This is a genomic window from Cupriavidus pauculus (assembly GCF_008693385.1).
Lineage (GTDB): Bacteria > Pseudomonadota > Gammaproteobacteria > Burkholderiales > Burkholderiaceae > Cupriavidus > Cupriavidus pauculus_D.
Window position 1 is genome coordinate 72,712 of the sequence record NZ_CP044066.1, and the last position, 13,395, is coordinate 86,106.

A 13,395-nucleotide genomic window follows, 5' to 3' on the forward strand; every position below is an offset into this window, starting at 1 on the left:
GCTCGTCCTATGTTTGGGTCGTCCTCTCGAGATATTGGTTAAGGCAACCGGGGTTCCTATCGGCCACCATTCGTATGAGGCCACCGAGTTGCTCAATGACACTCAATCGCGTTGGCAAGCGACGCGCAGCGTGCGCGCCTCTGCCGCATCTCCGCAAACAGGGATCCGATGGTCGCCACTGCGTTGCACACACCTGATACCACAATCCACGCAATCGACGTATCTTCTCGCCAACTGACGAGCAAAGAAGAACTGCCCTACCTGAATGAGCAACCTACTTCTTTCTCGTTGCCGGCGGAAGCCGTTGGCCGGTTGCGCAGCTGCTGCGGGGAGATAATTCTGTCGTCACCCGAGTTCCGGCGGCTTTGGAGGGTGTGGGCGACAAACTCATAATGAACTCCGCACGGGCAGAAAAGTAACGGTTCCGTTGGGTCAACGGCTAGAAACCAAGCTCCCTGCTTCTTGCTTGATGCACAGACCCAGCCGATCGGCGAGACGCACCAGCTCGGGCAAAGAGTCGAGCTCGAGCTTTTGCATCACACGTGCACGATGGACCTTAATCGTCTTCTCCACCGTACCAAGCTCGCTAGCCACCTGTTTGTTACGGATGCCGGTCACTACCCATGTCAGTACCTCGAACTCTCGAGGTGTCAGCCTCTGAATCTTCATTTGCAGCTCCTGCAATTCCCGTTGTTCTTCGAAGTGTTCTGCGGCCTGGGCGCAACCCTTCTTCACTGCAGCAAGTAGTTGCGTCTCTGACACCGGTTTTTCGAGGAACGCTATGGCACCCGCTTGCATTGCTCGGACCGCCTGTGCAACGTCGGCATATCCGCTCAGAAAGATTACGGGAATCTTGCCTTCAAGACTCTGCTGGAGTACGAGTCCGTCTGTACCCGGCATCAGCAGGTCCAGCACCAAGCATGAGGGCTCGGGTCCAAGCTTCACTTCATCAAGGAAAGACTGTGCCGATGAGAACATACTTACCAGATAACCATGAGCGGCGAGCATGCGGCTTAGCGCTCGCCTCACGCTGCCATCATCATCGACGATATAAACGGTTGCTTTTGCAAACATACGTTGTCTCCAGGGAAGATTTGCAAAATGGGAGCCTGCGCCGTGTCCTAAGAGCCCATGACGACGTGAGTTCTCTCTTGCAGTAGTTCGAATTCGAATGTCATGCCCCGTCCGCTGTTGCAGTTGGCCTTGAGACGCCCGCCATTTCGCTCCATAAGTGCCCGACTGAGCGATAACCCCAAGCCCATACCCCTGGGCTTCGAGAAGTAGAAGGGTCGAAAAATCCTCGAGAGATCGTCTTTGGCTACACCGCACCCGTTGTCTTGAACGGCAATGCACAACGTGCCATCGCCCGCTTTGACCCGTATGACTATGGAGCGATCGTCGGTCGAGCATCCATTGGTCACAGCATCAAGCGCGTTGGCCAGCAAGTTCAGGAGCACCAAGCGAATTTCCACCGGGTCTCCCATCGCGCGCGGTAGTGGCTCTGCAAGATCGCGCTGAATCACGACGCAGCGCGATCTCGCATTCGCGCCCGCAAGTTCCACCGCTTGATCAGTCATATCGCCTACGCTGAATGGCCGCATGTGCGGCGCTTCCCCAAGGACGAGCGCCCGAACGGCGCGCACGATATCGCTTGCCCGCGACGCGTCGTCTACGATATCGTCCAGAATCTCACGTAGCAACTTCTGTTCGAGCATGTTCGACGCCAGCAACTCGCGCGCGGCGTGCGCGTTGCTCGTTATAGCCGTGAGCGGCTGGCTCAGTTCATGAGCCAGCGCACCCGCCAGTGTGGTCAGTCCAGTCCGTTGCGACGCATCTTCCGGCAGGCCTTCTGATTCCCGCGGGATCCGCGCTTGTTCGCCGCTACTTCGAAATGCCAGGGAGCAAGCACGGATGCCAATACCGACGCTTATGCATAGCATCGATACTGCTAAGGGATGCATGACCGCGCTCCTCTCAAATCCCTAGCTTGCTGATCTTTGTGCCTTCCAGGGACAGGTTTGCCATGAGACCAGCATTGGTGAGGACGAAAGCTATGACCGGTGCGCGCGCGGTATTAGTATTCAACCGACCATTTGCGCCGACGCCTATCACTGCAACGGAACCGTCGACACCGGCAGTCCATCCTTTGCTTTGCTGAAAGCTTCGAAGCGAATCCTCTGTCATGAACATCAGGATAAGCGCCTTCGATTGAGCGCCCGCAAGCAAACCGAAAGACGCCGTCGTGGTGCGGTAGTACACGCGGGAAGTATTGCCAACGCGCAGCGCGCCCTCACCATGCTCGGCGCCGACAATGAAGCCTGCCGCGAGTACACGTGGGAAGACCAGCGCACGGTGCGCATCGCTTGCAAGCGAGCTTGACGCCCCCGCAGTACTGTAGAGGCGAATCAAGGTACCATCGACGCCTGCATCGATCTCGCGTCTTTTAGCGGCCGCATCCGCGGGGGTCGCTGTGTGAACTCATGGGATCCACCGTGATAGCCGGCGCCTCGTCGCGTTCAAGCTAGGGATTTTAAAAATCCCAGCCCTGTTGATTTGGCAGTGGAAACTAACTGAGTTTTTATAAAATAGGTCGACATTGAAATTATCGCAACACCTATTTGCGAATATTTTTTAAAAATAGCAAAGGATTTTTTCGCGGCGGCCTGAAAGTATCTTTATGAAAGCGATGATGGATTTTTATGTTGGTAATGAAATTATTTTCTTGCCATAAATTATCCAAAAAAATATAATTGCGTAGGTCAGTAATAGAAGCTAGAGACTCTGCAAGGTCAGTGTTTTATGAGTCACTGTATTTGTCCATTGCTTACTGATCGGCAGTCTTTGGACGAGTGCGTAAAGATTTGAAGCAAGCTGCGAAGCTTGGGTTTCCACGATTCAAGGCCGAGGTCTACCCAGTCTGTCTTTGGAGTCGTTGGCCGCCCTTGACCAGCTACCGCAGCAATGCACGAACACGCTCTCCGGAAGGCGAGTGGCGCACAATGTCATTGTCATGCAAGCGTCTTGGGAGATCGGTGCAGTGCGCATCACGCCGTCTCGGGCGTGGCTGTCACCACGGTCCCATCACGCCGTATGCGCTCGAAGAAAAGACGCCGTGAGCCCGAGGCAAGTACGTTCCCGGCTATCGCCCACTACTGCGGTGGCGCCAGCCGAATGTGTTGGTTGAGTTGTGCCGCCCCACGATTGCCCTCTCCGCAGACCCTTCCAACAATGTGTAAGGAAGACACAATCAGGGGGGATCATATAGTTGCTAGCTTGCCGTGTGGCAGACATCTTGCGTTTGTGGGGTTAAACGTGACGTGCTTTCGCCCTTTCGCCTCCCCGCCGGCGATTGTTTGCGGCGTCAATCCTCGGAGAAGCTAATGCAAGGGGCCGTCTACATACCCCCGCAGCCGGGCCTTCCCTACCTCGCCGTCGTGCTCAGTGCCGATGGTGGTTCGATGATGTGTGCGGCGCCGGTCCCGTCGTTTCAAGAAGGAGAGAAATACGTGAAGAACATCATCATCAAGCTGAGCGAGTTAGGTAAAGGACTATTGGATCGTTGAGGCTGAGGTTGAGGTCGTCGCGCAAAACGACTCACCTATGATGGTCAACCATGCATCGCATCGTCCAAATGCAGCGTTTCAGTCGCGAGTATTTGGGTTTCCGCTGGCGCAGGTGTTAGCCAAACGTGGGTAAGCCTCGGGCGATGTGGGTACGCCGCAGCCGAGTTCATGAAATAGCCCGGTTGGCCCGGCGGAGCCCATGCTGTGCGCCAACGCGAACGCATCGTCGGGATGTTGCGGCCGGCCGAGCAGATAACCCTGCCCCTCGTCGTATCCTTCTTCGCGCACTACCGCTAGTTGCTCGGGAGTTTCGATTCCTTCAGCAGTAGTGCGCACACGGAATGCAGCGCCGAGACTGCGCACAGCGTGAAGAATGGCGCGCGCCTCGGTGCTGGTCGCCAGGTCCGATACAAAGGATCGGTCAAGCTTGATCTTATCGAAAGGAAAGCTGCGCAAGTAGCTTAGCGAAGAATAACCGGTGCCAAAATCATCCATCGCAACGCGCGCGCCCAAGCCGCGCAGATCGCGGAGCAATTCAAGATTCTCTCGGTCATTTCGCAGCAACACAGATTCGGTAATTTCCAGTTCGAGCCTCGAGACGTCTACGCCCGCATGGTCCACGGCGCGGCGCACGGCGTCGACTAACTCGCGCCCTCTGAACTGAAGCGGCGAGAGATTAACACCAACACTAATCCCCGATGGCCAACGGGCCAGTTGTCGGCACGCTTCGCTTAGCACCCAATTTCCAATCGGAACAATCAGACCCGTCTCTTCCGCCAACGGGATGAAATCGGCGGGCGACACAAGGCCATCAGTCGGATGTCGCCATCGCAGCAGAGCCTCGAAGCTGCGTAGCTGGCCTGAGCGCAGATCATAGATCGGCTGATAGTGAAGCTCGAGTTGCCCAGCCGCAAGCGCGTGATGCAGGGCACGTTTGCGTTCGAGCCGCTGCTTGGTCCGATCGCCTTGATCGGCTGAGAAGAAACGGTAGATACCTGGCCCTTCTGCCTTGGCTTGATAAAGCGCCATGTCCGCAGCCTGCAGTAGCTCATCAGCATTGCGCCCATCATTGGGAAAAAGCGCTATTCCGATGCAACCACCCAGTCTCACTGGCGCCTTGTTCAGCTCGAACGGGCGTGAGAGCTGCTCGACCAAACGCCGCGCCAGGCCTTCCACTGCGTATCGGTCAACGACCTGCTCTTGGATTACAACAAACTCATCCCCCCCGATGCGAGCCACCGCGTCAGCATCGGCCACGCATTCGAGCAGCCGACTAGCTACCTGCTGGAGCACGACATCGCCGGCATAATGGCCAAACGCATCGTTGACGCCTTTGAAGCCGTCCAGATCAATGTACAGCAGCGCGGCGAGCGTATCCGTTCCTGCCGCAGTGATAGTCTGCTCAATGCGTTCGCGCCAAAGCAGACGATTAGCGATACCGGTCAGGGGATCATGGCGCGCCGTGTGCGCGAGTGCTTCTTGGTTAGCAAGCAACTGGTGCTCAGCATTCTTACGCTGGGAGATATCGCGAAAAAACACTGAGAGGCCGTCGGCAGTCGGATACACATGGACTTCATACCAGGCCTGAAGTATTTTCATGTGATGCTCAAACACGATCGGTCTCTGAGTAGTGACGGCAGTCCGATAATGTTCCGCGAAGACTCCATCTCGCTCTTCCGGGAAAATGTCCCACACCACGCGCCCGATGGCGGGGTTGCGCCCCGCCATCGCGCGTAACGCATTGCCATTGAAGTAGGTCAGGCGTAAGGAGTGGTCGAGTTGCACCACGCTATCGGTCGTACTCTCGAGTACGGCCGACAAGCGGCTAGCAAGCGCCTCGATCGCCATGGTCGCCGACTTGCGCTCGTCGACGTCTTCGAGTGTGCCATACCAGCGGATGACGTTCCCACAGTCGTCAGTCCGAGCGGCTGCACGCGCGCGGTGCCAGCGGTAAGTGTCATCCCACAGCTTTACACGATATTCCAGATCCACCGCTTGCTGCGTGGCAACGGCCTCGGCCCACGCTTCGCGCACGCGTGGCAGATCGTCCGGATGCACGCAACGCGTCCACCCGTCACCCAATGCATCATCCACGGGCATGCCTGTGAGCTCGGTCCAGCGCGGACCGGCCTCAGTAATCCATCCCGTGGGATCGGCGGTCCAGGGGATCTCTGGGCTCAATTCGACCGCAGATCGATAGTGCGCCTCGCTCTCCAAGAGTGCCTGCTCGATGCGGTGTTTATCAGTGATGTCAGTGATCCAGACAAGCAACAAAGGCTCGTCCGAACCTTGCACCCATATCGGGCGCTTGCGGGTACGGAGAACCCGAGCGTCGCAGCCCGGCATCTGAAATACTTCCGTCGTCTCTCGGTACTCGCCGCGATCGAATACTTGGTCGTGGATAGCCCGGTACTCCGCTGCCCGCTCTGCAGTAAAAAGCTCGTTGTCTGTACGTCCAATTAGCTCCTGAGCGGGTCGCTGCATGAGTTGACACATCGCCGGGTTCACGAACAACCAGACGCTGCGCCGGTTCTTCAGCAGCAGAGGCTCCGGAAATTGGCGCCATATTTCCTCGAGGGTCCCGGTTGGTAATGGTGGGCATTCGGGCCTCAGGTCTTCTTTCAGCTCTGGCAACGATCCCCCCATGGAAACGCTTTATCGTCGTGTGTTGAAGTACAGGCACTATGCTGCGCGCAATGCTGGCAGATGGAACTGCAAGCCATTATCGGCATTAACTCGCAAAAAATTTATGAAGGATTAGCCCTAGGGCACAGTATCAACACAACGGACGGACAATAAGGCCCTTTTTTAGAGGGATGCCAATTTAAGATCAGCGTGCTCCATGTTGGAGGTAAGTCGCTTCGGCTGTGTGCCGGCCCACGGAACTTCCTAGTCGCGCCACATGCGGCAGAGCTTGGCGTGCGGCGCGGGAGGCTCTCCAGGGGACGGCCCCCCTGAATACAGTTCGAGATGTTGCAAATTATCAGGACGCCACATGCTTCGAGGATGCAGCCTGCTTTATAGCGGGCTCCCGCCAAGCCGAAGCCGTCGAGCCTCACTTACCGTTCGGGCGTGACGCTTGTTCAACAGCGTGGGGACAAACTCGATGCGATTTCAAAGCCCGATTCACCTCAGGCCGCGCGCTCTTACCCGGTTCTCGAATCGTCGCGCGTTTGATCGCGAGCCTAACGACTCTGCGAGTCATGGATACGTTGGTGTGCTTGGCGCTGGCCTTTAGGCACCAGCGCATAGCAGCGATCAAAAAAATCCCCGAGTCGCGAGCCGAGCGCAGCTACTGCCGCGGGCGCCTCTCCCTCGCCTCCGTTTCGCATTCACGGGCAGGCCTGCGGGGCACCAGCACGTCGTTGTTCTTGATCGTTGGCTTGGGCAGCCCCTTGCGCGACCCGTATCGATTCGCGTAGAGCCACGTGAACTCTGCCCCAAGCAAGAAGATCTGAGCAGAGTAGTAGACCCAAATAAGTACGACTACGAGTGAGCCTGCAGCACCGTAGCCTGATGCGACGCCAGCCTTCCCAATGTATAAGCCGATCAGGAGCTTCCCGAATTTGAACAGCGCCGAGGTGACCAGCGCGCCAAGCCAGACGTCTGGCCATCGTACGTTGGCATGCGGAATGGTTTTGTAGATCAATGCAAAGGCGACTGTCACCAAGCTGAAGCTGAGTAACGTGTCAGCGCCGTGCGCAAGGGCTTCAATCTCGGACAGCGGCAGCCAAGCTCGCCCTAGCGCGGAGAGCGCGGCGCTGGCCACCAGCGACACAATCAGCAGAAAGCCGATACCAAGGACCATCCCGAATGAGAGCACGCGGGTACGGAAAAACTCCACGATGCCGGATGCCTTCTTGCGTTCTGGCGCGCGCCAAATGCGATCGAGCGCATCCTGCAGCTCTGCAAATACGGTTGTCGCCCCGATGAATAGTGCCGCCACGCCGATGACTGCCGTCACCCGAGTCGCACCAGGACGATTCACGGATACCAGCATCGCCTCAATGGCCGCCGCTCCCTCAGGCCCAACAAGGCCTCCGATTCGATGCACGACAGCACCACGAGCGGCTTCCGCGCCGAATGCCACCCCTGCCACCGTGATGACGATCAGTAGCAGCGGTGCGACGGAGAAAACAGTGTAGTACGCAAGCGTGGCGCCCATGCTGGGTGCGTAATCATCGAGCCAAGCGGAAACAGTATCCCTCAGCAGGAGGAAGATGCTGCGAGACGGCGAACATCGGTCAGCTTTTTTTTGCATTGGGTGGGATAATCAGAGCGCCACTGTAAGCGTGGTGACTCCTGACGCAATCGGCGCAATATCGATGCCATGCCATCTTACGTACACGCCGCCGCACATGCGTTGCGTTACTCCATAGGGGAAAACACGGATGCCTTTGCCAGCTTAAACCCGATCTTACAAACTTTCATTTGTTTCAGGCGTTAAGTACAAATAGGATGCCTACCGAGGTTATTGATACCTGCGGAATGCTCCCCGTTCTGCTAGGTTATTTGAAGCGCGGTTCATCCTGCGCTTTTTTTTTGAGTGAGGCCTGCGCATGCCGTGCCTGCTGAAGAGGTGCGCGCGGCTTGAAGCACTCGCGAGGCCACATCGGCATTGTGCGGCCGGCGATGCCCCCGCTACCGCGCAGGAGCAAGCGACGCAGCTAGAAGCGACTCTCTGAACATGGAGGCGCCGCTCGAGCACCAGTTAACAGGCGCTGGCACCAGGTCACGAATTTCACCAAGGCAACCCTCCCCTTTCTTTCCTACGCAGTTGCGGCTTGGCCGCTAGTGACGACGGCCTTCGCGACAGAACGTCGTCTCCACGACGGTTGCATCCGCTCATCATCCCAAAGCCTTGCACACTACAAAGCCGGTGCACAACGGGGTCTGATGTGGAAGTCCACATCAAATGCACCCATCGAATTTACCCGTTGCGCGGCACCATGGTCGTTGAGGGAGCCCTCGCGCCTCGAAATACCTCACTTCGACGCAGGAGTGACTGCGGCTGGAATGCCGGGACGCGCCTTTAGCCGACCTGCAAACAGCATCGGCATTGCCATACTCGCAAGTGTGTGCTTGTCGCCCACGCCCGGCACGAACAGTGTGGCTCTGCCCGCGTTCGCCTTACTGGCCCTGTCTCATTAGGGTATCCAGCGCCCTGCTCTGCGGATCGAAGATGAGCTTCTATGTTCGATGACGCCGGCGGCGCGCCCGTGACAAACATGACCTCCGGTAACAATGCGCACGCCGTGACGGCCCTCGGGTTCGAAGCACCGGATATGAGCCCACGCATACTGCGCAAATCGCATGGAATCGATTTGCTACTTGGCCACTAGCCCCTATTCCTCCTGAAATGCCACTTCTCGCTTGGCTTTGATCGACGGCATAGCCACGATGAGAACCAACAGCGCAGCGGCGATCAGCAGGCCAAGCGACAGCGGGCGGGTCACGAACACGGTGAAGGCGCCGCGCGACAGCAGCAGCGAACGGCGGAAGTTCTCCTCCATCATCGGTCCCAGCACGAAGCCGAGCAGCAGCGGGGCCGGTTCGCACTTCAGCTTGATGAACAGGTAGCCGATCAGGCCGAAGGCCGCGGTCTGGAACACGTCGAACGTGGTGTTCTGGACCGAGTACACGCCGATGCAGCAGAACGTCAGGATGGCCGGGAACAGGAAGCGGTACGGCACCTTCAGCAGCTTCACCCAGATACCGATCATCGGCAGGTTCAGGATGATCAGGATGAAGTTACCGATCCACATCGAGGCGATCAGGCCCCAGAACAGCGCGGGGTTGCTGGTCATGACCTGCGGACCCGGCTGGATGTTGTGGATGGTCATTGCACCGACCATCAGCGCCATCACGGCATTCGGCGGAATGCCGAGCGTCAGCAGCGGGATGAACGAGGTCTGTGCCGCGGCGTTGTTGGCCGACTCCGGACCCGCCACGCCTTCGATCGCGCCCTTGCCGAATTCATGCGCGTACTTCGAGGTCTTCTTCTCGAGCGAGTAGGCCGCGAACGAAGCCAGTGCAGCGCCTCCCCCCGGAAGAATGCCCAATGCCGAACCGAGCAGCGTGCCACGTAGAATGGCTGGGATCATGCGCCTGAAGTCTTCCTTTGTCGGGAAAAGATTGGTCACGTGATCCGTGAAGGTCTCTCGATCCTCCTTCTGCTCGAGGTTCGCGATAATTTCCGCGAAGCCGAACACACCCATTGCCACGGACACGAAGTTCAGGCCGTCGGTCAGTTCGGGCACGTCGAACGAGAAGCGCGCCGCGCCCGAGTTCACGTCGGTACCGACCAGGCCCAGCAGCAGACCCAGCACGATCATCGCGATGGCCTTGACGAGCGAGCCGGACGCCAGCACCACGGCACCGATCAGGCCCAGCACCATCAGCGAGAAGTATTCGGCGGGACCGAACTTGAACGCCAGCTCCGACAGCGGTGCGGCAAACGCGGCCAGGATCAGCGTGGCCACGCAGCCGGCGAAGAACGAGCCGAGGCCCGCTGTCGCGAGTGCCACACCCGCGCGTCCTCGCCGCGCCATCTGATACCCGTCGATCGTTGTCACCACCGACGACGATTCACCGGGCAGGTTCACCAGAATGGCCGTGGTGGAGCCGCCGTACTGCGCGCCGTAGTAGATACCGGCCAGCATGATCAGCGCGGCCACCGGGGGCAGCGTGTACGTGACGGGCAGCAGCATCGCGATGGTTGCGAGCGGGCCGAGGCCCGGCAGCACGCCGATCAGCGTGCCCAGGATACAGCCGAGGAACGCGTACGCGAGGTTCTGGAAGGAGAGGGCGGTCGAGAAGCCCAGGCCGAGGTTGGATAGAAGTTCCATGAGGCTGGCACCTAAACTGATTAGACAAGTCGACCGAAGGGGCATCGGCGATTGATGCCGTACACGCGACCCATGCTGATTAGCCGGACGCGTTCATGACCGAACATCGGGTAAACGAACACAAGAACCAAGTCCGACAGGGCCAAACGAAAAGCTCCACCCAGCAGTCCGCACTGCGCCGCGGAGTCGGGCACACACAGCGGGATCCTCGGGCCCGAGCAGGACAGATGAGTGTCTTCTGCGTTCGAAGATAGCGCGTCTTTTAGGACCTGCTCGCTCGGCAGGGTGCGCACGACCCCGAGCGCTGATGGAAAGCATTCCTCCCCGCTATCCGGGGCAGTCTCAACGAAGCGTGGGCGACAAAGGAAGCGTCAATCCGACGAGAATGAACAACAGACCGGAAACAAGATCCTTTTGGTCACGTGTGCGGTGCATAACTCACCGTCCCCCCTGATTTCATGCTTCGGGCCGCTCGGTGGTTCTCGAGTTCATCTTCTGCTTGCGACTGCACTGGGTGAGTGAAAACTAGGGGTCGAAACTTTCAATCTCCTTTCAGTTGTATGGTGTTGCGGGTATTCACCTGTGAGGAGCGACACCGGCTTTCACTATCGAAGTCAGGCGAGGTCTTCCGCGGGTGCGGAAGGGCTCTGCCGACAAGTGGCGGCGAGGGTTGATGTATGTAATTGCTGCCGAATGATGCAGTTCTGCTGAACGCGATCAACATGCGCGATGCAGTTTGACTGGCCCCGCCGCCCTCGCGACATGCTTGCGTAACGATCAAGGCCGTGTGGCTCGGTTTGTGCATGCAGCCTCCAAGCAGGCGTGCAACACGCAGCGTCGGTGCTCGCGCCGTGGCAGACCTACTGGAGGTACAGTGATGACTCAGACCCCAAAGCCCCGCGAAGAGAAGAACATTCCCGAGTTGCCGCCAGCCGAGAGGCGTCCCGATAAAGATCAGCAAGACGCGCCGATGTATGACGAGGGGCTAGGTACGCCTCCGCGTCAGCCTGGGCAAATCGACATCAAGCAAACACGGTAGGATAAGCGTCGCAGATTGATCGTGTAGCGATCCGCAAGTCGAGCGACGGGTAGGCCCGAGGCAGTTTGTCGATATGCCAATCGATGTGATCGCGACCCAGCTTAGTCTTTCTGGTTGCGCAGGTCATGCTCAAAGGATTTGCGGGTCTGGATATGGCCATCCAGACCATGCACGAGAAGCTCGACATGTTCGCGCTGCGCTCGCTCTGTCCCGGCGCGAATGGCTTCATGCTGCGTGGCAAAGAGGGTGCGCACACCTCCCCCCTCGACTTGCACAGCCCACGAATCCCCGGCGGGTGTGATATGGACATTCGCATTCATGTTCGACCTCCTACCTTTGGGCTAGGGTGTGAAGCGTCAGCCAGTCCTTGGTGCACAGGCGCTGCCCATGAGGTGCCTATACCCAGCGAAAGTTCGGCATAAGGTCCTTATGTTCGTCAATGCTTACACCGCCGAGCTCGTGGACGATTCGTTTCGTGACTTCCTTGGATGCGGAGTCGCAGCTGGTAACCATCAGAATTTCCTTCGGCGCTACGTCTGTTTGCTTCCGGGACAGGCTGAAGCGAGGAATCTGTCCACCAAGCAAACCACCAATCCACCAGAAGATCATGGCACCGAAGGTACTTGCGCCCAAGTAAGCCATGAAGTTGTTTGCCGAATCGGCCGAGGCTCCGAATCGATAGACTGTCACCGCGCCGATGACTGAGCCGATAAGAATCCCGGAAACCGCAAGTTCCTCTCGATAGGAGGTGTGGGCCTTGTCGACTGTGGGAAGTTCTTCCACCGGCTGGTCTCCGTTTTGCGAGAACCATGGGCCGCCGATCAAGTTGGAACTGCCGGCAATGCCGCGGAGCGCAGTTCGCGCCAGCCGCGCCATGGCGAGATCCTTGATACGAAAATAGAGTAGCGTGCGCATGATGTGCCCCAGTTTAGAAACGTGGCTTCCATCGAGATTGCCGTGGAAGGGGTGCGATAGAAGATTCGCGACTCGCAACCTATCAACACGTTATAGGTAATACGCTCACCGGTCTGTCCGGTGTCGTACGGCTCCGAAAAAAGCCCTAGTCATTGTCCGTCACCGTACCGAATTTTCGTTGCCTCCATGACATCATCATTCGCAATCGAGGAATCATTTTTTTTGCTTGTTTATTCAGAATGAGGTGCCCCATGGCTACGTCACCCAAACCACCGACCGATTTCACTACCATACTCGAACAGTACAAGCTGCCCGGTGTGGACATGGCGTCTATCATCGACGCGCGCAGAAAGGATATCGAGGCTATCACCCAGGCAAACAGGGTCGCTTATGAAGGGATGCAGATGCTGGTCCAGAAACAGCTGGATATCTTCAATAAGACGATCCAGCAGATCCAGGCCGAGATTCCGAATGCTGTAGCGGGCACTGAGGGTTTCCGGACAGTGACGCAGCAAAGTGAACTGGTGCAGCAGCGCCTCCATACCGCGTTCAAGAACATGAGAGAGATGGCGGAAATGGCTCAAAAATCGCAATCCGAAGCGCTGGCGGTCATGACACGGCGCGCGGACCAGAACATCGACGCCGCGAAAGGGCTTATGAGAGGGACCGGCAAACTTGGCAGATGAGCCGCCGCCTCGCTTGGCGGCTGGTACGCGGACATCACGGCAACGGTGATGTGGCTTGGCAGAGCTGTGAGGAGACTATATGGCTTTGAACTTTCCGAACCCCAGTAGAAGCTACGATGCTTCGCGCAACTGTGTTCGCTTTTGGGGTTATGACGAGTCGCGCGAAGTATCGTTCCAGGTCTCCGGTGTGTTCCTGGCGCACTTGGCAAAGGATCTCTCGCTTGATGAAGAACGACAGTTGGCTTTGTTTGACCGATACCGCGAGCAGATTTACGGGATGGCGCATGAGATCTACACCGATGACCCACGCAACACCTACGTCATCGGATAAGGCGTATAAAATG

At 57.8% G+C, this 13,395-nt stretch carries 11 protein-coding genes; 3 read left to right on the plus strand and 8 right to left on the minus strand.

The genetic code is table 11. The features are described 5' to 3' along the window. Positions 1-432: 432 nt before the first annotated feature. The 3 genes from FOB72_RS17380 to FOB72_RS17390 are packed head-to-tail and all read right to left on the minus strand — an operon-like array spanning position 433 to position 2,409. A complete protein-coding gene (locus FOB72_RS17380) occupies positions 433-1,074 on the minus strand; it encodes a response regulator transcription factor (protein ID WP_150373999.1) in 642 nt (213 codons plus the stop codon). Between the two features lie 47 nt (positions 1,075-1,121). Then, positions 1,122-1,961 (minus strand): sensor histidine kinase, encoded by an 840-nt coding sequence (locus FOB72_RS17385; protein WP_150374000.1) that lies wholly within the window; start codon positions 1,959-1,961, stop codon positions 1,122-1,124. A gap of 13 nt (positions 1,962-1,974) precedes the next feature. Continuing rightward, positions 1,975-2,409, minus strand: a complete 435-nt coding sequence (locus FOB72_RS17390) for a YSC84-related protein (protein WP_411859841.1) — start codon at positions 2,407-2,409, stop codon at positions 1,975-1,977. Between the two features lie 971 nt (positions 2,410-3,380). Here FOB72_RS17390 and FOB72_RS17395 point away from each other — a divergent pair. Then, on the plus strand, positions 3,381-3,563 hold the full coding sequence (locus FOB72_RS17395; RefSeq protein ID WP_150374002.1) for a hypothetical protein: 183 nt from the start codon (positions 3,381-3,383) through the stop codon (positions 3,561-3,563). Positions 3,564-3,641: 78 nt separating this feature from the next. Here the strand turns inward: FOB72_RS17395 and FOB72_RS17400 are convergent, their stop codons facing one another. From FOB72_RS17400 to FOB72_RS17420, 5 genes are all read right to left on the minus strand, one after another. Then, entirely contained in the window at positions 3,642-6,197 is a 2,556-nt protein-coding gene (locus FOB72_RS17400) for an EAL domain-containing protein (RefSeq protein ID WP_191002264.1), read from the minus strand. A gap of 658 nt (positions 6,198-6,855) precedes the next feature. After that, positions 6,856-7,824 carry a YihY/virulence factor BrkB family protein gene (locus tag FOB72_RS17405; protein ID WP_150374004.1) on the minus strand — a complete coding sequence of 323 codons (969 nt, stop codon included), beginning with the start codon at positions 7,822-7,824 and terminating at the stop codon, positions 6,856-6,858. 1,084 nt (positions 7,825-8,908) lie between these two features. Further along, complete coding sequence (locus tag FOB72_RS17410; RefSeq protein WP_150374005.1) at positions 8,909-10,411, minus strand: tripartite tricarboxylate transporter permease; 1,503 nt, start codon at positions 10,409-10,411, stop codon at positions 8,909-8,911. A 1,140-nt stretch (positions 10,412-11,551) separates the two neighbouring features. Further along, a complete protein-coding gene (locus FOB72_RS17415) occupies positions 11,552-11,770 on the minus strand; it encodes a DUF2188 domain-containing protein (protein WP_150374006.1) in 219 nt (72 codons plus the stop codon). 76 nt (positions 11,771-11,846) lie between these two features. Then, on the minus strand, positions 11,847-12,365 hold the full coding sequence (locus tag FOB72_RS17420) for a hypothetical protein (RefSeq protein ID WP_150374007.1): 519 nt from the start codon (positions 12,363-12,365) through the stop codon (positions 11,847-11,849). A gap of 251 nt (positions 12,366-12,616) precedes the next feature. Here FOB72_RS17420 and FOB72_RS17425 point away from each other — a divergent pair, with 251 nt between their 5' ends. Then, on the plus strand, positions 12,617-13,051 hold the full coding sequence (locus tag FOB72_RS17425) for a phasin family protein (RefSeq protein WP_150374008.1): 435 nt from the start codon (positions 12,617-12,619) through the stop codon (positions 13,049-13,051). A 79-nt stretch (positions 13,052-13,130) separates the two neighbouring features. Next, complete coding sequence (locus tag FOB72_RS17430) at positions 13,131-13,382, plus strand: DUF1488 domain-containing protein (protein ID WP_150374009.1); 252 nt, start codon at positions 13,131-13,133, stop codon at positions 13,380-13,382. Positions 13,383-13,395 lie beyond the last annotated feature (13 nt).